Genomic DNA, 23,049 nt, shown 5'->3' with positions numbered 1-23,049 from the left:
CTGTCCCGCCTCGAACGCCCCGTCACCGGCCACCGGCCACCGGCCACCGGCTCCACGTTCCGGGCACCTGCCGACCGTGTGGGCTGGTCCTGGTTGACTGTCCCCGTGCCGAAGTCGTCCCCCTCCCCCGCGTCCGCCCCGCCCCCGCCCGACCCGAACGCCGACGTGGCCACCCTCGGCTACGAGGAGGCACGCGACGAGCTCGTCGCGGTCGTCGCCAGGCTCGAGGCGGGTGCGGCGACGCTCGAGGAGTCGCTCGCGCTCTGGGAGCGCGGTGAGGCCCTCGCGACGCGGTGCCAGGAGTGGCTCGACGGTGCCCGCGAGCGGCTCACCGCCGTCCGGGACACCGCGGTGCGCGGTACGAGCGAGAGCCCCGACGACGAGGAGACCCGATGACCACGCCGACAGCAGACCGGGCCCTCGTCATCGGCGAGGCGCTCATCGACGTGGTCGCGCGCCCGGACGGCGGACGCGCGCAGCACCCTGGTGGCAGCCCGGCCAACGTCGCCCTCGGGCTCGGCCGGCTCGGTCGGCGCGTGGACCTGCTGACGTGGCTCGGGCACGACGCGGACGGCGACCTGGTGCGTCGCCACCTGCGCGGTTCCGGCGTCAACGTCCTGAAGGGCAACCGCTCGGCGCTGCGCACGCCCGTCGCGACGGCGCACCTGGACGCCGAGGGGACCGCCTCGTACGAGTTCGACCTGGAGTGGGACCTGCCCGAGACGTGGGACGAGGACCCCGGCAACCCGCTGGTCGTCCACACCGGCTCGATCGCGACGGTGCTGCAGCCCGGTGGTGCAGCGGTCGCCAAGATCGTGGCCCGGAGCCGGTCGACGTCGACCATCACGTACGACCCCAACCTGCGGCCGGTGCTCATGGGTTCGCCCGCGCACGCGCTGCCGGTCGTCGACGCACTGGTGCGGCTGGCCGACGTGGTGAAGGTCAGCGACGAGGACCTCGCGTGGCTGCACCCGGGCGTCGCACCGGCGGAGATCGCCGAGGAGTGGAGTCGGTCCGGGCCGTCGCTCGTCGTGGTCACGCACGGTGGCGAGGGGGCGTTCGCGAGCACGTCCGCCGGTGCGCGGATCTCCGTGACCGCCCCGAAGGTGCAGGTCGCGGACACCGTCGGTGCCGGGGACTCGTTCATGGGCGGGCTGATCGACGGGCTCTGGTCGGCCGGGCTGCTCGGGGCGGACCGTCGGCAGGCGCTGGCGGACGTCGACGCGGCGACCGTCGAGGGTGTGCTGGAGCGGTGCGCGCGCATCGCGGCGATCACCGTGTCGCGCGCCGGCGCCAACCCGCCGCGCTCGTCCGAGCTCGACTGAGCCGTCCCAGCCCGTCCCAGCCCGGCGGACGCCCGCTGAGCGCGACCGTCACGCGTTGGCCCTCTCGCGCGCCTGCGCGCGCTCCAGCGACGCCTTGCGGTCGGCCTCGTTCTCCTGGTCGATGGTCTTCGCGGCGTCGGCGTCCCAGGTGAGGTTCTCGCCGGTCTCGGGGTCGAACACCATCATGCGGGCCGGGTCGAACCAGAGGTTGGCGTCGTCGCCGTCGCGGACCTTCGTCTCGGAGCCGAGCGTGACGATGAGCTGGGTGCGCAGGCCCTCGCCGTCGAGGTCGCGGTCGAGCTCCTCGAGGGTCTGGGCGACGTTCGGGTTGGTCTCGAACGGGATGTAGGCGTAGAGCTCCGAGCCGAGCCACTCGCTGACGTCCACGGGCGCGGTGAAGGTGACGCCGGAGGACACCTTGGACTCCTCCAGCAGGTTGACGTCCTCGAAGTGCTCGGGGCGGATCCCGACGATGACGAGGTCCTTGCCGCCGAGCTTGGACGCGAGGTCGGCGGAGATCGGGACGTCGGCGAACGGCAGGTGCATCGTGGACCCGTCGACCTCCCCCGGCAGGAAGTTCATGGGCGGCGAGCCGATGAAGCCGGCGACGAAGAGGTTGACGGGCTGCTCGTAGAGGCCGCGGGGGCTGGCGACCTGCTGGAGCTCGCCCTTGCGGAGCACGGCGACGCGGTCGCCCAGGGTCATGGCCTCGGTCTGGTCGTGCGTGACGTAGACGGTCGTGGTGCCGAGGCGGCGCTGCATGCGGGCGATCTCGGTGCGCATCTGGCCGCGCAGCTTGGCGTCGAGGTTGGACAGCGGCTCGTCGAACAGGAACGCCTCCGCGTCGCGCACGATCGCACGGCCCATCGCGACCCGCTGCCGCTGGCCGCCCGACAGGTTGGCAGGCTTGCGGTCGAGGTGGTCCTGCAGCTCGAGGGTCTTGGCGGCGTGCTCGACCTTCTCCCGGATCTGCGCCTCGGTGAACTGCCCTTTCTGCAGGCGCAGCGGGAAGGCGATGTTCTCGAAGACGGTGAGGTGGGGGTAGAGGGCGTAGTTCTGGAACACCATGGCGAGCTTGCGGTCGCGGGGCGCCTTGTCGTTCACCCGGGTCCCGCCGATGGTCAGCTCACCTGCAGTGATGTCCTCCAGGCCGACGATCATCCGCAGCAGGGTGGACTTCCCGCAGCCCGAGGGGCCGACGAGGATGACGAACTCGCCGTCGGCGATGTCGAGGCTCACACCCTTCACGGCGAGGAAGCCGTCGCCGTACTGCTTGACGATGTCCTTGAGAGTGATGGCGGCCATCGGATCTCCTTGCTGGTCAGCCCTTGACGGCGCCCTGGGTCAGGCCGGACACGATCTGGCGTTGGAAGAGCAGGACGAGGATGACCACCGGGATGGTCACGATGATGGCGGCGGCGGAGATGGACCCCGTCGGCTCCTCGAACTGCGAGGCGCCGGTGAAGAACGCGAGCGCGGCCGGCACGGGACGGGCGCGGTCGGTCGACGTGAGCGAGATGCCGTAGACGAAGTCGTTCCACGCGATGAAGAACGCGATCAGCGCGGTGGTGAACACGCCCGGTGCGGCCAGCGGCACGATCGCCTTGCGGAAGGCCTGCCACGTGGTCGCGCCGTCCACCTGGGCGGCCTGCTCGAGCTCCCACGGGATCTGCCGGAAGAACGCGGCGAGGGTCCAGATGGAGATCGGCAGCGTCAGCGACAGGTACGGGATGATCAGGCCGAGCCAGGTGTCGTAGAGGCCGATGTTGCGCCAGAGGTTGAACAGCGGCGTCACGATCGAGATGACCGGGAAGATCGAGACGCCGAGCGCGGTGAGCAGGACCAGCCGCTTGCCAGGGAAGTCGAGGCGGGCGATCGCGTAGGCGGCGAGCGTGGCCAGGACGACGGCGATGCCCGTGGCGATCAGGCAGATGCCGATCGAGTTGCGCAGCGAGGACAGGAACAGCGTCTGCGCGGAGCCGTCCGGCGCGAGGATCTCCTCGTAGTTCACGGTCGACCAGGTCTTCGGCCAGAACAGCCCGAGATTGAGCTGGGACGGCAGCTTGAACGACGTGGCGAAGATCGACACGATCGGGAACAGCGCGTAGGCGAGCACGAAGATCGTGATGAGCGCCCAGGCGACCTTGGCGCGACCCGACAGCTGCTTCATCAGCTCGCCCCCCTCGCGCCGCCGGCGAGATCGACCTTGAACAGCTTGACCGCGACCCAGCAGATGCCGATCACGCACAGGAACAGCAGCACCGAGATGGCGGAGCCGAGCCCGATCTCGAGCCGTCCGATGGATGTCCGGTAGGCCAGGAGCGACAGCACCTCGGTGCCGTTCGCGCCGTTCGTCATGATGAAGACGTTGTCGAAGATCCGGAACGCGTCGAGTGCCCGGAACAGGACCGCCACCATGATCGCGGCCTTCATGTTGGGCAGGACCACGCGCGTCAGGCGCTGCCACCACGTGGCACCGTCGACCTCGGCGGCCTCCTCGAGCTCGGTCGGAACCTGCGAGAGCCCGGCGAGCAGGAGGAGCGAGATGAACGGGGTGGTCTTCCAGATCTCCGACATGATGATGACGAAGAGGCTGGTGCCCTGCTGGGCGAACCAGTTCAGGTCCGTGCTGATCCCGGGCACCCACGAGAACCAGTGGTTGATGTACCCGGAGTTGATGTCGAACGCGTAGAACCACGCGAACGCCGAGACCACGGTGATGATCCCGTACGGCACGAGGATCGCCGTGCGGAGCAGACCGCGCAGCTGGGTGATGGCGCGGTGCATGACGAGTGCGAGCGCGAACCCGAGGAGCAGCTCGACCACCACGGTGACGACAGTGATGAAGACGGTCACGCCGAGCGCCTGCCAGAAGAGCGGGTCGGACAGCACGACCGCGTAGTTGCTCAGCCCGGCCCAGCCCTTGTCGTCCGGTGCCGTGAGCCGGAAGTGGAACAGCGAGTCGTAGAACGCCTGCAGGATCGGGTAGAGCGTGACGGCGAGCATGACGACGAACGCGGGACCGGCGAGCAGCCAGCCGAGGCGGGCCTCCGACCGCGCACGGTCGCTGCGGCCGGCCTTCGCTGCGGCGTCGCGCAGGTCCGGCCTCTTGTCGGCGACCGTGGTCATAGGAGCTGCTCCCCTCGAAGCACGGCGGTGATCAGGTCGCTCGACTTGGTCGGCGTGACCTCCGGTGTCACGGCGCTCGGCGGGTGCCACGTCTGCTGCAGACCGGTGGACACCTCGTTGTAGTACGGGGTCTGCGGTCGCGGCACCGCGAGCTCGAGCGACTCCCGGATGACGTCCGCCATCGGGAACGCCTCGACGACGGCGGGGTCGTCGAACGCCTCGGTGTTGGACGGCGGGTTGCCGTTCGTCGCGAAGTACTGCGCCTGGTGCTCGGGGGTCACGATGCACTCGGCCGCCTCGTAGGCGAGGTCGACGTACTTGCTGTAGGCGCCGATCCCGAGGTTGATCCCGCCGTACGGTGGCGCGGTCTCCTGGTCCTCGGTGACCTGCGGGTAGAGCGCCCAGCCGATGTCGTCGAGCAGGGCCTGGTCGAAGGTGCCGTCCTCGACGCCTGCCTTCGTGGCGGACCAGACGAACGGCCAGTTGACCATGAAGGAGCCCTTGTCGCCCTGGAAGATGGACAGCGACGCGCCCTCGTCCTCCGTCGGCAGCCCCGGGCCACCGAGGTTCTCCTTGCCGATCGTGCCGATGATCGTCGCGGCGGCCTCACCGGCCGGGCTCTCCAGCCCGAGCTCGACCTCGTCGGCCGGGGCCTCGGGGTTCTCGATGATCGTCCCGCCTGCGGAGGCGATGAGCGCGTTGATCCAGACGGTCAGCGACTCCGCCTTGGTGCCCTGGACGGCGAGGTACTTGTCCTGGTCCTTGGCCGCGGTCATGATCTGGTCCCACGTCACCGCGGCCGCGGCCGGGTCGAGGCCCGCGGCTTGCGCCACCGACTTGCGGTACCAGAGCAGCTGCGTGTTCGCCCAGAACGGCACGGTGACCAGCTCGTCGTCCCATGTCGCCCCGGCCAGGGCGCCTGCCACGACGTTCTGCGTCACGCGCTCCGCGACGTCGTCCGGGACGGGCGCCAGGAACCCGGGCTCGGCCATCTCCGGGATGAACGGGGGGTCCAGGCTCATGATGTCGATCGACGAGTCCTTGGCGGCCAGCCGGCGCGCCAGCTGCTCGCGCTGTGCGCTGGCGTCGCGCGGCAGGACGGACGTCTCGATCGCGTACTTGCCCTCCGCGGACTCCGTGCACTCCTGGGCGATGGTGGCCTGGCCGCCGTCGTCCGGGTTGATGTACCAGGTGAGCACCGGGGTGCCGTCGCCGGATCCCGCGCACGCCGCCAGCGGAGCAGCGACCGCAGCACCGAGGACGAGGGCGAGAGCTCGTGTGCGTCGTCGCACGGAACACCTCCCGAGACCGAGACGTCGTCGCCTCAGGTCCTTTGCTACTCCCCCCGTCGGGTGCCCGCCACCGGAGACGGTCTCCCGTTTCGCCGCATGACCTGCGAGCATGGCGCCGTGCCTCGTCCCACCACACCTGCCGAAGCCTGGTCCGCGCTGCGCGAGGGGAACGAGCGGTTCGTCCGCGGCGAGATGATCCACCCGTCGCAGGGCGTCGACCACCGCTCCGAGCTCAGCGTCGCCCAGCACCCGTTCGCGGTGATCTTCGGCTGCTCGGACTCCCGGGTGGCCGCCGAGATCATCTTCGACCAGGGCCTCGGCGACGTGTTCGTGGTCCGCACCGCCGGCCACGTGCTCGACACGACGGTCGTCGGGTCCATCGAGTACGGCGTCGACGTGCTCGGGGCGTCGCTGGTCGTGGTCCTCGGTCACGACAGCTGCGGCGCGGTCGCCGCCGCGACGACCGCGCTGACGACCGGTGAGCTGCCGACCGGGTTCGTGCGCGCGATCGTCGACCGGGTCATCCCCAGCATCGTCAACCTGGGCGGCGGCGGCCTGGGCGCGCTGGGCACCCTGGACCCCGCGGTGCTCGGCCACGAGCACGTGCGGCACACCGTGCAGATGATCCAGGGGTACTCACGCTCGCTCGCGGAGTCCGTCTCCGAGGGCCGCGTGGCGATCATCGGGCTCGAGTACACGCTGGCCGACGGGACCGTGCACCTGACGGAGTCGCTGGGGGACGTCGGGGCCTGACAGGTGCGGCAGGATGGCTCGCATGACTTCTGAGTTCCGCATCGAGCACGACACGATGGGTGAGGTGCGCGTCCCCGTCGACGCCCTCTACCGCGCACAGACCCAGCGGGCGGTCGAGAACTTCCCGATCTCCGGCAGCCGCCTCGAGCGCAGCCACATCGAGGCGCTGGCCCGCATCAAGAAGGCCGCGGCCCGCGCGAACGCCGAGCTGGGCGTGCTGGAGCAGGACGTCGCCGACGCGATCGTCGCTGCCGCCGACGACGTCGCGAGCGGTGCCCACGACGGCGACTTCCCGATCGACGTCTACCAGACCGGCTCGGGCACCAGCTCGAACATGAACACCAACGAGGTCCTCGCGACCCTGGCGACGCGACGCCTCGGGCGCGACGTGCACCCGAACGACCACGTGAACGCGTCGCAGTCGTCGAACGACGTGTTCCCGACGTCGGTGCACGTGGCCGCGACGGCGGGCGTCGTCCGCGACCTGATCCCGGCGCTGGCGCACCTGGCCGAGGCGCTCGAGGCGAAGTCCGTCGAGTGGGCGACCGTCGTGAAGTCCGGCCGGACGCACCTCATGGACGCCACCCCGGTGACGCTCGGGCAGGAGTTCGGCGGGTACGCGGCCGCGGTCCGGTACGGCATCGAGCGGCTCGAGTCGGCGCTCCCCCGCACCGCCGAGGTCCCGCTGGGCGGTACCGCGGTCGGCACCGGCATCAACACCCCGGCCGGCTTCCCGCAGCGCGTCATCGCGCTGCTCCGCGAGGACACCGGGCTGCCGCTGACCGAGGCGCGCGACCACTTCGAGGCGCAGAGCTCGCGCGACGGGCTGGTCGAGCTGTCCGGTGCGCTGCGCACCATCGCGGTCAGCCTCACCAAGATCTGCAACGACCTGCGCTGGATGGGCTCCGGCCCGAACACGGGCCTCGGCGAGATCGCGATCCCCGACCTGCAGCCGGGCTCGTCGATCATGCCCGGCAAGGTCAACCCGGTGATCCCCGAGGCCGTGCTCATGGTCGCGGCGCGGGTCGTCGGGAACGACGCCACCGTCGCGTGGGCCGGTGCGAGCGGGTCGTTCGAGCTCAACGTACAGATCCCCGTGATCGCGGCGGGCGTGCTGGAGTCGGTACGGCTGCTCGCGAACGCGTCGCGGCTGCTCGCGGACAAGACCGTGGTCGGGCTCGTCGCCAACGTGGAGCGCGCCCGCGCGCTGGCCGAGTCGTCGCCGTCGATCGTCACGCCGCTGAACCGCGTGATCGGGTACGAGGCCGCCGCGAAGATCGCCAAGCACGCCGTGAAGCACGGGATCACGGTGCGGGCGGCCGTGATCGACCTGGGCTTCGTGGAGCGCGGCGAGGTCACCGAGGAGCAGCTCGACAGCGCACTGGACGTGCTGAGCATGACGAGGCCGCCGCAGGCCTGAGCCGACGACGAAGGCCCCGGGGATCGCCCCGGGGCCTTCGTCGTACCCGTCAGACCTCGGCGGGGACCTTCGCTGCTGCCGCCGGCGCGTGGTGCACCGGACGGCCACCCTTCATGGCGAGGCTGGAGACGAGCCCCAGCACCAGCACCGCGACCGTGAGCAGCATCGTCTGCGTCACGGCGGTCGCGAACCCGCTGTGCACCGCCTGCTGTGCGACCTGCCCGATCTGCGCTGCGACGTCCGCCGGCACCGACGAGGGCAGCTGCGGGGCCGCACCGCTCGCGAAGTCCCCCGACGCGAACCCGTCGACGAACGACCGGCGGAACTGCTCGGGCACCTGGTCGGCGGCGGCCTCCGCGGCGGCCGGGATGGTGACGGCGAGCCGCGACGTGAGCATCGCGACGATCGCGGCGGAGCCGATGACGCCGCCGATCTGCCGGGTCGTGTTGAACGCCCCCGCACCGGCGCCCGCGGTCCGGCCGTCGAGCCCCGAGGTGGCCAGGTTGGCCAGCGGCGAGAACAGCGCGCCGGTGCCGATGCCGAACAGGGTCATCGGCAGGACGAGGTGCCACACCGGAGCGTCCGGCTGGACGGCGAGCGCGAGCCACGTGATCGCGACCGAGAGGATGGCGAACCCGCTGGCGACGACCCACTTCCCGGCGACCTTGTCGGACAGCCGGCCCGCGAAGGGGGCGACGACCCCGGACAGGAGCGAGCCGGGCAGCCCGACGAGCGCCGCGTTCAGCGGGCTCAGGCCGAGCACCTCCTGCAGGAACAGCGTGAACGGGAAGAAGATGCCGATCATCGCGAACGTCACGGCACCGCCGGCCACGTTGGACAGCGAGAAGTTCCGGCTGTGGAACAGGGTCAGCGGGAGCAGCGCGTCGCTGCCGCGGTGGCGCTGCCAGAGCACGAAGCCGACGAGCACGAGCAGCCCGGCGCCGATGACGCCCCACACCGTGATCGGTCCGGTGATGGTCCCCCAGGCGTAGGTCGCCCCCTCCTGGAGACCGAACACGACGAGGAACATGCCGACGACGGAGAGGAGGACACCGAGGCCGTCGAACGACCTGTTCGCCGTGGCGAGCGTGGGCAGGGTCCGCAGCGCGAGCACGAGGGCGACGGCGCCGACGGGGATGTTGACGTAGAAGATCCACTCCCAGCCGACCGTCTGGACGAGCAGGCCGCCGAGCACCGGGCCGGTGATCGTCGCGATGCCGGCGACGGCACCCCACAGGCCCATCGCCGCACCACGCTTCTGCGGCGGGAAGACCCGGGTGATCATCGACATGGTCTGCGGGGTCATCAGCGCGGCACCGACGCCCTGGAGCGCGCGGGCGGCGATGAGCATCTCGATCGACCCCGACAGCCCGCAGAGCAGGGACGTGACGGTGAAGATGACGAGTCCGAGGACGAACACAGGGCGCGGGCCGAACCGGTCGCCCAGCCGGCCGGTGACCAGCAGCAGCGTCGCGAACGTGAGCAGGTAGGCGCTGTTCACCCAGCCGACCGCCGTCAGGTCGGCGTCGAACGCTGCGACGAGCGACGGGATGGCGATGTTCACGATCGTGGTGTCCACCATGATCATGAAGAAGCCGAGGCACAGGGCGGGCAGGATGCTCCACGGGCTGCGCCCGTGCAGGTCGACGAGCGCGCGGGGTTGCTCAGAGCTCATGAGATGTCCTCGGGTTGCGTATCGAGGCCTTGGCCTCGTGGAACGAGTCGGGGATCGGGCTGGTCCAGTCGAGGGCGCCGGACTGCAGCTCCGTGATCGTGCGGTCGAGCCAGTCGACCTCGGCGCGCAGCGTGGCCAGGTCGTGGTCGACGTCGAGGAGGAACCGGCGGGGCAGGCCCATGCCGCTGACGGTGCTGTAGGACGCGGCGAGGTGGTCGCGGTGGGCGACCTTTCGGTCCCGTCGCCGGACGAGCTGCGCCACGACGTCGGCGGCCGGCAGCTCGTTGGCCTCCGCCAGCCCGACGGAGAAGAGCGGGTAGGTCGGGTGCTCGTCGCCGAGCAGGCTGGTGAGCCGGGCGGCGAACTCTGTCCGGCCGGCGTCGGTGATCCGGTAGGTGGTGCGCTCGGGTCGCTTGCCGGTGCGGTCGGTGCCGACCACCTCGACCAGGCCGTCGCGCTCGAGCCGCTCGACGCCGTGGTAGACCGCGCCGGGGTTGACGCGGACGATGCGGGTGTCCCCGCGCTCCACGAGGGTCTGGTGGAGCTGGTAGGGGTGCATCGGCTGCTCGTGCAGGAGCCCGAGCACCAGCACCGCGACCGCCGAGAGCTCGGCCATCCTGTCACCTCCAGATCCAATATTCCGGTCGGAATATACCTGGCGGAGTGCCCGCTGTCGCGCAGGTTCGTATCGGTTCGATCACAACTGCGGGATCGCTCCCACACTCCCTGTCTGCTCCTTTACGATCGCCGGACCGCGCAGCGACGTCCCCCGTTCCGCTGCGCCCCCGGGACGAGGAGGTCGAATGGGCTGGAGCCTGCGCGTGCTGCGCCACCGCGCCGCCGCCCAGCGGACCCTCCTGGTCACGGTGGTCGCCGTCGCGCTCGTCGGCGCCAGCCTGCTCGGCACGTTCGCGCTCCTGCTGTTCTCCAGCGAGCACCGTGCGCTCGACGCCGCACTCACCCAGGCGCCCGCGACGTCGACCGACATCGACGTGGACCTCTCGCTCGACCGCGGGGACCCCCTGCTCGCCGCCAGAGCGGGCGAGGAGTACCTCGACGAGCTCCTCGGCGAGATCCCCTCCACCCGGACCCAGTGGCTCACCTCGCCCATGCACCGGCTGACCGGCGAGGGAGATGTCATCCCGCCCCTCGCCTACCTGGCCGCCTACCCCGACGTGCCGTCGCACGCCACCCTCGTCGCCGGGGAGTGGCCCACGACGGCGACCGACCCCACCGGACGGATCGAGGTCACCGTCCCGAAGGTGGCCGCCGACACGTACGGCTGGACCGTCGGCAGCGAGATCCCGGTGATGAGCTTCGCGACCTCCGAGGACAGCGCCGTGGTGGTCATCGGGATCCACGAGCTGAACGGACCGTCCACCGTCTGGACCCGGGACCTGCTCGTGGGCACCGAGCACGATCCGCGGTACCCGGTGCCGGGCAGCTTCGGCTTCGTCGTCACCGACGCCTGGGGCCCGTTCGTCGTGGCCCCCGAGGCCCTCGCCGCACCGGGCGGCGTCGCGCGGGCCACCCTCGTCGCGTCACCGCAGCTCGACGCCAGCCCGCAGGGGGCCGTCGAGGCGCTGCGTACCCGGCTCGAGGACGCCCAGGCCAGCCTGGTCGCCGCGACCGACCTCCTGACCGTGTCCACGGTGTTCAGCTCGCGCCTCGACACCACCATCGACGTGGCCCTCGGCAACCTCGCGGTCACCCGGGTGAGCCTCGTGATCATCGGGCTCATGCTCGTCGTGCTCAGCGTCACGGTGCTGCTGCTGGCCGCACGGCTGCTGGCCGACCGCCGCGCCCCCGAGCAGACGCTCATGTCGTCGCGCGGGGCGTCCGGTCGACAGCTGCTCGGGCTCGCGGCGCTCGAGGCCGCCGGGGTCGCCCTGGTCACCACCCTCGTGTCGCCGTGGCTGGCGGGCCTGATCTTCCAGGCGATCACCTCGGTCGGCCCGCTCGCCGAGGCGGGCCTGAACCACGACCCGGGCCGCCCGCCGTCGCTGTGGATCACCTGCGTCGTCTCCTCGTTCGTCCTCGCGGCCGTCCTGCTCGGGCCTCTGCTGCGCCGCCGGGGAAGCGTCGTCGACGCCGAGCAGCAGCTCGTCCGCCAGGACCGCCGCGGCGGGGTCGCCCGGTCCGGCGTCGACCTCGCGCTCCTCGTGCTCGCCGGCCTCGCGGTGTGGCAGCTCCGCGCCTACAAGTCGCCCGTCGTCGAGGCCGGCTCGGCGCGTCTCGACCCGGTCCTCGTGGCCGCGCCCGCCCTCCTGATGCTCGCCGGGGCCGTCCTGGCGCTGCGGCTGCTGCCTCTGGTCGCGCACCTCGGCGAGCGGCTGGCCACCCGCAGCCGGTCGCTCATCGCCCCGCTCGCCGCCTGGGAGGTCGGTCGCCGGCCCGGCCGGGCGGCAGGGGCGGTCCTGCTGCTCACGCTCGCCCTGGCGGTCGGCTCGTTCTCGCAGTCCTTCCTCGACACCTGGCGGACGTCGCAGGCCGACCAGGTGGACCTCGCCGTGGGGACCGACCTGCGGCTGGACCGGATGGGCGGCTCGGGCATCGCGCAGGCGACCGCCGTCGCGGGCCTGTCCGACGTGCAGGCCACCAGCCCGGTGACGTTCCGGTCGGTGACCGTGGGCGACCCCGCCGACACCCCCGGCGAGAGCCGGGGCCGCTCGGTGAACCTCCTCGCGCTCGACACGACCCAGGCGGACGCCCTCCTGCGCGGCCGCATGTCCCCGTCCTGGGGCGTCGTCACGGAGGCCCTGCAACCGACCGCACCCGCGACCGGCATCGCGCTCCCGGGCACGCCCACCGGCCTCGTCCTCGACATCGAGAGCTCCCTGTCCCCCGCCGTCGCCGCCACGCTGCTGCTCAGCGTCGTCCTCGAGGACCCGCTCGGCACACGCACCCCGGTCGAGCTGACGCCGATCCCCGTGGTCGGCGTCGCGGACGACGTGGCCGTCCCGTTGCCGGACACCGCCAGCGGCCTGCGCCTCGTCGGGATCGTGGCGCAGATCCTTCCCGGCGACATCGACCCCGAGTCGCTGCTCGGCGACGGCCTGGCGGACGCCCGCCTGGACATCAGCGTGCGGGACCTGCGCGTCGTCGAGCGTCCCGAAGGGGCTACGGCCGACACCGTGACCTCCGTCGTGCTCACCGCTGCGCCCTGGACCGTGCAGGGCGCGCTCCAGGAGAACAACACCCGGCCGCTGCTTGCGGTCCGGACCACCGACGAGGTCCTGCGCATCACCGGCGCGATCGACCCGTTCGTGATCCTCTTCGGGCGCTCCGGGTTCGCCGCGGCGACGTTCGAGGCCCCCGGCCCGATCCCGGTCGTCGTGACCGACACGCTGGCCACCGCTTTCGCGGTACAGGCAGGCGACGAGCTCGTGCTCGACCTGGACGGGGTGCGGGTGCCGGTGGTCATGGAGCGGGAGGTCGCCTACCTGCCCGGCCTGCCGAAGGGCGCCGCCGTCCTGGTCGACCGGGACCTGCTCACGCGTGCCAGCCTGCTGGGGTCGTCGACGAGCCAGCTGCTCGACGAGTGGTGGTTCCAGGTTCCCGACGCGAGCGCGCCCGGAGTGGTCGAGCACGTCCGGCACGAGGACCTCGGCGTCGCCGTCGACCGGGTCACGGCACGCGCGGTCGCCATCGACGGGCCGCTGCGCGTCGGCGTGCAGGCTGCGCTGTGGATCGTGACCGCCGCCGCGGTGGCCCTCGCGGTCGCGGGCTTCGCCATGAGCGCGACCGTGGCGGTGCGGACCCGCCGGCTCGAGCTGGCACGGTTGCAGGCGCTCGGGACGGCACGGTCCGGCCTGGTCCGCTCCGTGCTGGTCGAGCACGGGATCCTCGGCGTGCTCGGCCTGCTCGCGGGGCTCACCCTCGGCGCCGTGCTCGGCCAGGTGGTCGCCCCGCTGGTCACCGTGTCAGCCGAGGGCGGCCGACCCATCCCGGCGGTGGTCGTGCAGTGGCCCTGGCTCTCGCAGGCGACGCTCGTCGTCGTGCTCGTCGTGCTCGTCGGCGGCGCCGTCGCGCTCACCACCAGCTCCCTGCTGAAGCGCGCGTCGGGCGAGCTCCTGCGACTGGGGGACGAGCGATGACGACCACGACGCTGCGCACACGGACCGCGGCGGGCTGGCGCTCGACCACGGGAGACGCGGCCCTCGTCGCGCGCCGACGCAGCCGGCAGGATGCCGGCCTCCTGGTGCTGGCCGCCGTCGTGCTCGCCGTCACCGTGCTCATCGCGCTCGCGGTCCCCCGGATCGTGCTGCGGACCGCCGACGCGGGCGTCCAGGGCGCCGTCCGGGACGCAGGACCGGCGGCCGACCTCGTCGCCGTGCTGGGCAGGCCGGGAGTCGGCTCTGTCGACGCCTCGGGCCGGCCCCAGCGCATCGACAACGCGGCGACCCTGGTCGCGAACGCGGCGAGGGACATGGCGACCTCGCTCCCGGAGCCCGTCCAGGCCGTGACGGGGCCCGTCGTCACCTCGGTCCAGAGCGGTCCCCTCACCGCGCGGCTGGGCGACGACCTGATCGGCACCCGGATCGTGCACCTCGGCACCCCGACGACCGACGACCCTGTCGTCCGGTGGGTCACCGGGATCGAGCCCCGCATGACGCCCTTGCTCCCGGCCGGGTCGACGGACCCGCGCGTGGTCGAGGTCGGGGTGTCGGTCGCCGCTGCGGAGCAGCTCGGGATCCAGATCGGCGCGCGGCTGCCACTGACCGGCCCCACCCGCGGCGACGCCGTGGCCGTCGTGACCGGTCTGTACGAGCCGGTCGACCCGACATCACCCGTGTGGTCCACGTTCGCCGACCTCCGCGAACCCCAGCCGGCACCCGCGACGGCCGCCCTCGTCGGTCGCGCAGGCCTGCTCACCTCGGACGCGTCCCTGCCCGACGGGCTGCAGACCGGGACCTCGATGAGCACGAGCTACCGTTTCCCGGTCGTCCCGGCCGACCTGCGCGCGACCGACACCCGCGCGATCGCGCAGGCGGTCACCCAGATCGTCGCGGTGCCGGGTCCGTTGACCGGGTCGGACGGGCGGCCACCGTCGGTCGGCAGCGACCTGGACACGGTGCTGCGCGTCGCCGACGCCCGGCTGCTGGCGGGCACGGCGCAGACCTCGGTTCTCCTCGTGGGCCTCGCGGCCGTCGGGGCGCTCACGCTCGTCCTCGCCGCGCGCCTGCTGGTGGTGCGCCGCGAGACCTTCCTGCTCGCGGAGCGCGCCCGAGGTGCGTCCGTCGCGTCGGTCGGTCTGCGAGGGCTGGTCGAGAGCGTGCCGATCGTCGTGCTGGCGACCGCGGTGGGTGCCGCCGGGGCATGGCTGATCGTGCCCGACCCCCGGGGCACGTGGGTCGTGGCCGCGACGATCGTGCTGGTCGCCGCGACGGCTCCCGCGCTCGCCGCGGCGGTCGTGGTGGCCGGAGCCTGGACGGGGCGTCGGCTGCCCGCCAACCGCGCGGACCGCGAGCGCGTGCTCGGACGCCGCCGCGTGCGCCGCCTGACGGCCGAGCTCGCACTGGTCGTGATCGCCGCCGCGGCGCTGGTCTCGGCACGGGGGCGCGGGCTCGTGCAGACCGCCACCGGCGGCGTCGACCTGCTGCTGGCGTCCACTCCGGTCCTCCTGGCCGGCGCCGCGACCGTGCTCCTGGCGCGCGTGCTGCCGCCCCTGCTGCGTGGCCTGTCCGGCATCGCCGCGCGTCAGCGCTCGCTCGTGCCCATCGTCGCGACGGCCCGCGCGGGCCGCACCGCCGGGACGCGCGTCCCGCTCCTCACCCTGACCATCGCCATCGCGCTCGTGGTCTTCTGCGGGACGACCGCCGTCACGGTCTCCGCGGGCCAGGACACCGCCGCCGAGATCGTGGTCGGCGCGGAGGTCCGCATCGACGGAGGGCTCGACCCGGCGGTCGTCGCGGAGCTGCGCGACGCGCCCGGGGTGACGGCGGTCGCCGGTGCAACCGTCCTGAGCGAGCGCACGTTCGGCCGGTCGAGCGGGGTCAAGGCACAGGTCATGCTCGTGGACTCCGCCGACCTGGCGCAGATCCTCCTCGCCCACGGCCGCGCTGTGGACCCGGGGCTGACGTCGCTCGGGTCCACCGACGACGACAGCGTCCCGGCACTCATCTCCCCGTCCCTGCGCAGCACGGCGGAGCTCATCGCACCGGCCATCATGGGTGCCGACGACTTCGTCGCCCTCGACGTCATCGGGGACGCGGACAACCCGCCGGTCCTGCCCGCGGAGGCATCGACGCTGTCCACGGCGAAGGGGGTCGTCGTCGTCGACCGCGAGCTCTTCGCCTCGGTGTCCGGCGACGAGCTGCCCGCGACGACCACCTGGGTGGACGGTCCCGGTGCCGTGGCCGCGGTGCGCGACACGGGGGTGGCCGAGTCCCCCGGGATCACCGTGACCGAGCGCGTCGACTGGCTGAGCACGTGGCGGACGTCGCCCCTCAACGCGGGCCTGCTCGCCCTCCTCGTCGCGACGGGCGTGATCCTCGCCGGGTACGCGGCGCTCGGGCTGGTGCTCACCGTCGTGGCGACGAGCCGCGAGCGCGGTCGCACGCTGTCCGCCCTCCGCACGCTCGGGCTCGACGCCCGGACCGCACGGGCGATGACGTTCGGTGAGCTCGCGCCGTTGGCCCTCGCCGCGGTGCTGGCGGGGACGGCCATCGGCATCGCGGTCCCCTGGGCGCTCATGGGTGCGCTGGGGCTGGACCTGCTCACGGGTCACCCGGCGGCGACGTCGCTGCAGGTCACGTGGGTCCCGATCGTCGTGGCGACCGCCGTGGTGCTGGGCTCGCTCGCGGTGGCGGTGGCGGTGGAGTCGGCGGTCCGGCGCCGGGACCGGCTGGGCGAGGTCCTGCGGGTGGGCGAGCGATGAGCACGACGACAAGGAGGCACGGATGAACGCGGTGCAGACGGTCGAGGAGCCGACGCTGGACACGCTCGAGGCGCGCGCCCGGAGACGGACCGGGGACTTCGGCGAGCACGCGCTCATCGTGTGCGACTCCCTGGTGCGCATCTACCAGTCCGAGGGCGTCGAGGTGCAGGCGCTGCAGGGCCTGGACCTGCTGGTCGAGGACGGCGAGCTCGTCGCGATCGTGGGTGCCTCCGGTTCGGGCAAGTCGACGCTGCTGTCGGTGCTGTCCGGCCTGGACGTCCCCACCGCGGGCAAGGTGCGCGTCGGCCCGTGGGACCTGATGGCGATGTCGGGCAAGCAGCGGGTGGAGTACCGGCGATCCATGGTCGGCTTCGTCTGGCAGCAGACCGCCCGCAACGTCGTGCCGTACCTGACCGGCACGGAGAACGTGGCCTTCCCGATGGCGCTCGCCGGGGTCCCCCGCAAGGAGCGCGACCGTCGGGCGTCCGAGCTGCTCGGGGTCCTCGGCGTCGGCTACTGCGCCGACCGCCGGCCGGGGCAGATGTCCGGCGGCGAGCAGCAGCGCGTCGCGATCGCGGTCGCCCTGTCCAACGCGCCACAGGTCCTGTTCGCCGACGAGCCCACGGGTGAGCTCGACTCCGCGACCTCGCACGACGTCCTCGAGGGCCTGCGCACCGTCAACCGGGAGCTGGGCACCACGGTCGTCGTCGTGACGCACGACCCCGGGGTCAGCGAGCACGTGCAGCGGACCGTCGCCATCCGCGACGGCCGCACCAGTTCCGAGACCGTCCGGCGGACGCACACCAGCGACGACGGCACCGAGCACGTGGTCGCCGAGGAGCTGGCCGTGCTCGACCGGGCCGGCCGGGTGCAGCTGCCGCGTGAGTACCGGGACGCCCTGAACCTGGTGGGCCGCGTCCGGCTGGCGCTCGAGGAGTCGCACGTCTCGCTGTGGCCGGACCGGCCGGTGCCGACGCGCGACCCCGCTCGGCCTGCGGGCCGGCACTCCGCGACCCCCACGGGGGCGGTCCCCGTCGTCCCGGCTCCGCCCGTTGCACCCGCCGACCAGGAGGCAGACCGGTGACCACCGCCCTCACCACCCCCGCCCCGACGGCCTCCGCCGGCACGGAGCCCGTGGTCCGCGTCGAGCACGTCAGCCGCACGTACGGCACGGGCTCGGCCGCCGTGCACGCCCTCCAGGACGTGTCCTTCACGATCGCGCCCGGTGAGCTGGTCGCGCTCGTCGGCCGCTCCGGATCCGGCAAGACGACGCTGCTCAACGTGATCGGCGGGCTGGACAAGCCCGACGGCGGCCGCGTGGTCGTGGACGGGCGGGAGGTCTCGACGCTCGACGAGCGTGGCCTGGTCGAGCTGCGCCGCGACGTCGTCTCGTTCGTGTTCCAGACGTTCGGCCTGGTGCCGGTCCTGTCGGCCGCGGAGAACGTCGGCGTGCCGCTGCGGCTGCGCAAGCTGCCGACCGCCGACCGGGAGGCGCGCGTGCAGCTCCTGCTCGACCTGGTCGGCCTCGGCCCGCACGCTCTGCAGCGCCCCGGCGAGCTGTCCGGCGGTCAGCAGCAGCGCGTCGCGATCGCCCGCTCGCTGGCCAACTCCCCCCGCCTCCTGGTGGCCGACGAGCCGACGGGGCAGCTGGACACCGAGACCGGCACGGCGGTGATGGCGCTGATCCGCGCGGTCGTCGAGGCCGAGGGGATGACCGCCATCGTGTCCACCCACGACCCGCTCATGGTGTCGCTGGCCGACCGCGTGCTGCACATCGCCGACGGGAAGTTCGTCGACGCCTGACGGCCGGTCAGGCGGGACGCAGCACGAGGCGCCCGACGGGGTTCAGCCACGAGGTCCGGGCGAGCCGCCGCTCGCGCACGACGGACGTCCCGGCGCCGAGCCCCGCGGACACGGTGCTCGTCTCCGGGAGCGCCCACCGCATGTCGTACACCCACGCCTGGCCGCCGGGGCGCAGCACGCGGCGGATCTCCCGCAGACCGGCGACCGGGTCGGCCCAGTGGTGCTGGCTGAGGCTGGAGACGACGACGTCGAACGTGGCGTCGGGGAACGGCAGCGCGGCGGCGTCGGCGACGGTGTAGGTGACGCCTGGCGTGACGGTCTGCTGCGCCCAGGCGATCATCTCGGGCGCGAGGTCGATCCCGTCGACCCGGAGCCCGGGCGCGGCCCCCGCGATGAGGCGCGGCACGCTCCCGGGGCCGGTGCCGACGTCGAGCACGCGCGCCCCGTCGGGGAGCCGGAGGGCAGCGACGTCGCGGGCGACGCGCCGGTAGAGCCGGCCCGACAGGCGACCGGAGACGCGCGCGTACCGCGCCGGGTCGTTCATGGGGCCCATCCCGTGGCCGTGGGGGGTCAGGTGGCCGTGCAGGCGCCCACGCCCGTGGTGGTGCTCGGTGTCGGTCATGAACGATCTCCCCTACAGTTGTACGTCACAACTCTTACGGCGACAGTAGGCGAAACAGTTGCAGAACACAACCTTCCCTGACGACGCGCTGCGCCGCTTCATCCAGCAGATCGTGCGCTCGAGCGGCTTCCTCGAGTCGGTCCAGCGGCCCCACGAGCACGCCGGCATCCGGCTGTCCGTGTCGGAGACCTTCGCGCTCGGCGAGCTGGTCGAGGCGGGGGAGCTGTCCCAGCAGGAGCTGGCCGCCCGGCTCGGGCTCGAGAAGAGCACGGTCAGTCGCCTCGCCGCGGGCATGGTGGACCGCGGCTGGCTCAGTCGCGAGCGTGACGCCGACGACCGTCGCCTGTACCGGCTGCAGCTGACCGCCGCCGGGCTGGACGTCGCCGAGCGGGTGGGTGCCGATCTGAGCGAGCACCACGGCCGGCTGCTCGGGCGGCTGAGCCCCGACGAACGGCGCGCGCTCGGCATCGGGCTCGGCGCGCTGGTCCGGGAGCTCGACGCGGGGCACGGAGGGTACGACGGGCACGACCACCACGGGCACGACCACGACGGGCACGGCACCGACCACTGACCACGGGACCTCGCCCTGGCGCAGCAGAACGCCCGGGCCCCCGCTGCGGGTGCCCGGGCGTCCGACGGCGCCTCAGACCTCGATGCTCTCCAGCAGCTCGGTCACCAGGGCGGCGACAGGTGAGCGCTCCGAGCGCGTCAGCGTGATGTGCGCGAACAGCGGGTGGCCCTTGAGCGCCTCGATCACGGCGGCGACCCCGTCGTGCCGGCCCACCCGCAGGTTGTCGCGCTGTGCCACGTCGTGCGTGAGGACCACGCGCGAGCTCTGCCCGATGCGCGACAGCACGGTCAGCAGGACGTTGCGCTCGAGGGACTGGGCCTCGTCGACGATCACGAACGCGTCGTGCAGCGAGCGCCCGCGGATGTGGGTGAGCGGCAGCACCTCGAGGATGTCGCGGTCCATGATCTCCTCGACGACCTCCTTGGAGACGAGCGCCCCCAGGGTGTCGAAGACGGCCTGCGCCCACGGGTTCATCTTCTCGTCCGCGCTCCCCGGCAGGTAGCCCAGGTCCTGGCCACCGACCGCGTACAAGGGCCGGAACACCATGACCTTGCGGTGCTGCCGGCGCTCCAGCACGGCCTCCAGCCCCGCGCACAGCGCGAGCGCCGACTTGCCGGTCCCGGCGCGCCCGCCGAGCGAGACGATGCCGATCTCCTCGTCGAGCAGCAGGTCGATCGCGATCCGCTGCTCCGCGCTGCGTCCGTGCAGGCCGAACACGTCCTGGTCGCCCCGGACGAGCTGGACGTGCTTGTCCGCGGTGACCCGCCCGAGAGCGGACCCGCGAGGGCTGTGCAGCACGACACCGGTGTGGCAGAGCATGTCGTTGGGGTTCTGGCTCCCCCCGCCGAAACCGGTCGCCACCTCCGCGAGCGGCACCGACTCGTGCTCCCACAGGGCCGCCATCTGCTGCTCGGCCAGGTCCAGGGCGTCCATCCCGGTCCACCCGGAGTCGACCGCGAGCTCCGCGCGGTACTCCTCCGCGGTCAGCCCCACCGCCGACGCCTTCACGCGCATGGGCAGGTCCTTCGAGACGACCACGACGTCGCGCCCCTCGGCCGAGAGGTTGGCCGCGACGGCGAGGATCCGGCTGTCGTTGTCGCCGAGCCGGAAACCGTCGGGCAGGGCGCTGGGATCGGTGTGGTTCAGCTCGACCCGCAGGGTGCCGCCGTCGTCGCCGAGGGGGATCGGGATGTCGAGGCGGCCGTGCTCGATGCGCAGGTCGTCCAGCATCCGCAGGGCGGACCGGGCGAAGTACCCGAGCTCGGCGTGGTGCCGCTTGGCCTCCAGCTCCGTGATGACGACGACAGGGAGGACCACGTCGTGCTCCGCGAACCGCAGGATCGCCCGCGGGTCCGAGAGGAGCACCGAGGTGTCGAGCACGTGGGTCTTGCGGCCATCAGTCACGGTGACGGGGGTCGTCGACTGGGGGTCGAGCTGCGCCTTGCTGACCACGGCAGGCTCCCTCTGGCGCTAGGTGCGCCGAGACGGGCACCGGACACCGGCGTCCTGCCAGAGCAGGACCACGCACCGACGTACGGCGACGGGACGGGGGCGGTCGGCCCCTCCAGGAACAGAGGGCCGGATCCGGCCCTCCTCCCGGAGCGGATGCTCCATGGGCTGGCCTCCCGGGGACGGCGGTCGCTGTCCTCTACGGCGGAACATAAGCCCGTCGGGACGCCGCCACGGGGAGGCACGCGAAGGTGTTACACGCCGTTCATCTGACGTTTCGCGGCCCCGACGGCCGGCTCGCCGCAGAGCCGCAGGTGGGAGCCGCAGATCGGCCCCGGGGGACCTGGACAGGCGTCCGCAGAATTAACCCGGACGGCGTCAGCGTCCGCCGCGGCGCTCCCGCGCGGCGTACGCGCGCACCGCGCGCAGGAAGTCGACACGTCGGAAGTCGGGCCAGTACGCCTCGCAGAAGTAGAACTCCGAGTGCGCGCTCTGCCAGAGCAGGAACCCGCCGAGCCGCTGCTCCCCCGACGTACGGATCACGAGCTCGGGGTCCGGCTGCCCCTTCGTGTACAGGTGCTCGGCGATGTGCTCGACGTCGAACGCCTCGGCGAGCTCGTCCAGGCTCGAGCCGGCGTCGGCGTGCTCCCGCAGGAACGACTTCACGGCGTCGGCGATCTCCTTGCGCCCGCCGTAGCCGACCGCCACGTTCACGTGCAGGCCGACGACCAGGGCCGTCGCGTCCTGCGCGGCCACGAGGGCCCGCACAGTCTGCTCGGGCAGCAGCTCGAGCGCCCCGACGGCCTGGATCCGCCACCGGCCGGTGGCCGCGAGTGCCGCCACGGCGTCCTCGATGATCCGCAGCAGCGGCTCGAGCTCGTCGGCGCTGCGGGCGAGGTTGTCCGTGGACAGCATCCAGAGCGTGACGACCTCGACCCCGATGTCCTCGCTCCACTCGAGCAGGTCGGCGATCTTGTCCGCGCCCGCCTGGTGCCCGTGCCGGGTGGACTCCCCCACGCTGCGTGCCCACCGGCGGTTGCCGTCGAGGATGACGCCGACGTGGCGGGGCAGTCCGTCCTCCGGGAGCGACGCCGCCAGCCGACGCTCGTACAGCCCGTAGAGCGGGTGGGGCAGACGCACGCGCACTCCTTCGGTCCAGGCGACGGGAACTCGCTCACCGTACTCGCCGGGGGCGCTCGGCGGACCCGGTCCCCTGCCCGTGGGACGTCAGCGCACGGGACCTTCACAGCTCCCGCCGGTGGGCCGGCGCGGGGTAGTTTCGATGCTGTCGCGTCGACCGCGTCACATCGCCCACGGCGTGGTCGACACCTTACCTACGCTGTCGTAACCTACGGTGTCGTAGGTTCCCGCTGACGAATCGAGTCCGGTCCATGAGCTCCTCCCCCGCGCCCGCCCCCGGACAGCCGGGCGCACCGGCCCCGGCGTCGCCCGAGGTCGAGCACGAGGGACTGGTCGAGCGGGTCGCCGAGAGCGTGAAGCCGCACCTGCGGGGCTGGATCCACGCCGGCGTGACCCCGTTCGTGCTCGTCGCGTCGGTCGTGCTGGTCGTCCTGTCGCCGACGCCGCTCGCCAAGTGGTCCACCGCCGTCTTCGGCGTCACCGCCGTCATGCTCTTCGGCACCAGCGCGGTCTACCACCGGGGCCACTGGTCGCCCAAGGTCGCCGGGGTCCTGCGCCGGCTCGACCACACGAACATCTTCCTCATCATCGCCGGCACCTATACGCCCCTGACGTTGCTGCTGCTGCCCGCCGACACCGCCCGCACGCTGCTGATCGTCGTCTGGTCGGGCGCGATCGTCGGCCTGCTCGCGCGCGTGTTCTGGCTCGGCGCGCCCCGCTGGGTCTACGTCCCGGTGTACGTGGCGCTCGGCTGGGTCGCGGTCTGGTTCTTCCCGGACTTCTACCGGTCCGGCGGCCTCGCGATCGTCCTGCTCATCGCCGGCGGCGGCCTCGCGTACACGCTCGGCGCGGTGGTGTACGGCACCAAGTGGCCCAACCCGAGCCCCCGCTGGTTCGGGTTCCACGAGATCTTCCACGTGCTGACGGTGGTCGGGTACGGCTGCCACTACGTCGCCGTGTCCCTGGCGTCGTACGGGTCCGCCTGACGGC

Annotated in this window: 19 protein-coding genes; 10 read left to right on the top strand and 9 right to left on the bottom strand. The window is 72.6% G+C overall.

What is annotated here, in order from left to right; genetic code table 11:
- Positions 1-105: 105 nt before the first annotated feature.
- Positions 106-396 carry an exodeoxyribonuclease VII small subunit gene (locus ASF78_RS14145; protein WP_056590427.1) on the top strand — a complete coding sequence of 97 codons (291 nt, stop codon included), beginning with the start codon at positions 106-108 and terminating at the stop codon, positions 394-396.
- Complete coding sequence (locus ASF78_RS14140) at positions 393-1,325, top strand: carbohydrate kinase (RefSeq protein ID WP_056590424.1); 933 nt, start codon at positions 393-395, stop codon at positions 1,323-1,325. Before ASF78_RS14145 ends, ASF78_RS14140 begins: the two co-directional genes overlap by 4 nt.
- Before the next feature lie 48 nt (positions 1,326-1,373).
- Here the strand turns inward: ASF78_RS14140 and ASF78_RS14135 are convergent, their stop codons facing one another.
- From ASF78_RS14135 to ASF78_RS14120, 4 genes are read right to left on the bottom strand one after another with little or no spacing between them, the layout of a single operon-like run.
- The gene (locus tag ASF78_RS14135) at positions 1,374-2,630 is read right to left on the bottom strand and encodes an ABC transporter ATP-binding protein (RefSeq protein ID WP_056590421.1); all 1,257 of its coding nucleotides are present in this window, start codon (positions 2,628-2,630) and stop codon (positions 1,374-1,376) included.
- 16 nt (positions 2,631-2,646) lie between these two features.
- Complete coding sequence (locus tag ASF78_RS14130; protein ID WP_056590418.1) at positions 2,647-3,495, bottom strand: carbohydrate ABC transporter permease; 849 nt, start codon at positions 3,493-3,495, stop codon at positions 2,647-2,649.
- Entirely contained in the window at positions 3,495-4,454 is a 960-nt protein-coding gene (locus tag ASF78_RS14125) for a carbohydrate ABC transporter permease (protein ID WP_056590416.1), read from the bottom strand. Before ASF78_RS14125 ends, ASF78_RS14130 begins: the two co-directional genes overlap by 1 nt.
- A complete protein-coding gene (locus ASF78_RS14120; RefSeq protein ID WP_056590413.1) occupies positions 4,451-5,746 on the bottom strand; it encodes an extracellular solute-binding protein in 1,296 nt (431 codons plus the stop codon). The genes ASF78_RS14125 and ASF78_RS14120 overlap by 4 nt, the downstream gene beginning before the upstream one ends.
- Before the next feature lie 96 nt (positions 5,747-5,842).
- Here ASF78_RS14120 and ASF78_RS14115 point away from each other — a divergent pair, with 96 nt between their 5' ends.
- Positions 5,843-6,499: a carbonic anhydrase gene (locus ASF78_RS14115; RefSeq protein ID WP_056590410.1), complete on the top strand. Its 657-nt coding sequence runs from the start codon at positions 5,843-5,845 to the stop codon at positions 6,497-6,499.
- 22 nt (positions 6,500-6,521) lie between these two features.
- The gene (locus tag ASF78_RS14110) at positions 6,522-7,919 is read left to right on the top strand and encodes a class II fumarate hydratase (protein WP_082495061.1); all 1,398 of its coding nucleotides are present in this window, start codon (positions 6,522-6,524) and stop codon (positions 7,917-7,919) included.
- 49 nt (positions 7,920-7,968) lie between these two features.
- Here the strand turns inward: ASF78_RS14110 and ASF78_RS14105 are convergent, their stop codons facing one another.
- Together ASF78_RS14105 and ASF78_RS14100 are read right to left on the bottom strand one after the other, a co-directional pair.
- On the bottom strand, positions 7,969-9,594 hold the full coding sequence (locus tag ASF78_RS14105; protein WP_056590404.1) for a DHA2 family efflux MFS transporter permease subunit: 1,626 nt from the start codon (positions 9,592-9,594) through the stop codon (positions 7,969-7,971).
- Entirely contained in the window at positions 9,584-10,210 is a 627-nt protein-coding gene (locus ASF78_RS14100; protein ID WP_056590402.1) for a PadR family transcriptional regulator, read from the bottom strand. The genes ASF78_RS14105 and ASF78_RS14100 overlap by 11 nt, the downstream gene beginning before the upstream one ends.
- A 187-nt stretch (positions 10,211-10,397) precedes the next feature.
- Between ASF78_RS14100 and ASF78_RS14095 the strand changes: the two genes are divergently transcribed.
- From ASF78_RS14095 to ASF78_RS14080, 4 genes are read left to right on the top strand one after another with little or no spacing between them, the layout of a single operon-like run.
- A complete protein-coding gene (locus ASF78_RS14095; RefSeq protein WP_056590400.1) occupies positions 10,398-13,691 on the top strand; it encodes an FtsX-like permease family protein in 3,294 nt (1,097 codons plus the stop codon).
- Positions 13,688-16,474 (top strand): FtsX-like permease family protein, encoded by a 2,787-nt coding sequence (locus tag ASF78_RS14090; RefSeq protein ID WP_056590397.1) that lies wholly within the window; start codon positions 13,688-13,690, stop codon positions 16,472-16,474. Before ASF78_RS14095 ends, ASF78_RS14090 begins: the two co-directional genes overlap by 4 nt.
- A 22-nt stretch (positions 16,475-16,496) precedes the next feature.
- On the top strand, positions 16,497-17,558 hold the full coding sequence (locus ASF78_RS14085; protein ID WP_082495060.1) for an ABC transporter ATP-binding protein: 1,062 nt from the start codon (positions 16,497-16,499) through the stop codon (positions 17,556-17,558).
- A complete protein-coding gene (locus ASF78_RS14080; protein ID WP_056590394.1) occupies positions 17,555-18,277 on the top strand; it encodes an ABC transporter ATP-binding protein in 723 nt (240 codons plus the stop codon). Before ASF78_RS14085 ends, ASF78_RS14080 begins: the two co-directional genes overlap by 4 nt.
- Before the next feature lie 7 nt (positions 18,278-18,284).
- Here ASF78_RS14080 and ASF78_RS14075 read toward each other — a convergent pair whose 3' ends face one another.
- On the bottom strand, positions 18,285-18,899 hold the full coding sequence (locus ASF78_RS14075; RefSeq protein WP_056590391.1) for a class I SAM-dependent methyltransferase: 615 nt from the start codon (positions 18,897-18,899) through the stop codon (positions 18,285-18,287).
- A gap of 58 nt (positions 18,900-18,957) precedes the next feature.
- Here ASF78_RS14075 and ASF78_RS14070 point away from each other — a divergent pair, with 58 nt between their 5' ends.
- Entirely contained in the window at positions 18,958-19,470 is a 513-nt protein-coding gene (locus ASF78_RS14070) for a MarR family winged helix-turn-helix transcriptional regulator (RefSeq protein WP_056590388.1), read from the top strand.
- 72 nt (positions 19,471-19,542) lie between these two features.
- Here the strand turns inward: ASF78_RS14070 and ASF78_RS14065 are convergent, their stop codons facing one another.
- The gene (locus ASF78_RS14065) at positions 19,543-20,922 is read right to left on the bottom strand and encodes a PhoH family protein (protein ID WP_056590385.1); all 1,380 of its coding nucleotides are present in this window, start codon (positions 20,920-20,922) and stop codon (positions 19,543-19,545) included.
- 375 nt (positions 20,923-21,297) lie between these two features.
- Entirely contained in the window at positions 21,298-22,059 is a 762-nt protein-coding gene (locus ASF78_RS14060; RefSeq protein ID WP_056590952.1) for an isoprenyl transferase, read from the bottom strand.
- 251 nt (positions 22,060-22,310) lie between these two features.
- Here ASF78_RS14060 and ASF78_RS14055 point away from each other — a divergent pair, with 251 nt between their 5' ends.
- Positions 22,311-23,045, top strand: a complete 735-nt coding sequence (locus tag ASF78_RS14055; protein WP_056590382.1) for a hemolysin III family protein — start codon at positions 22,311-22,313, stop codon at positions 23,043-23,045.
- Positions 23,046-23,049: the final 4 nt, after the last annotated feature.

Origin of the sequence: Cellulomonas sp. Leaf334 (assembly GCF_001424195.1) — a bacterium.
Classification (GTDB): Bacteria; Actinomycetota; Actinomycetes; order Actinomycetales; family Cellulomonadaceae; genus Cellulomonas.
The sequence above is the reverse complement of the archived record's forward strand: the minus strand, read 5'-3'. Positions and strand labels throughout refer to the sequence as shown.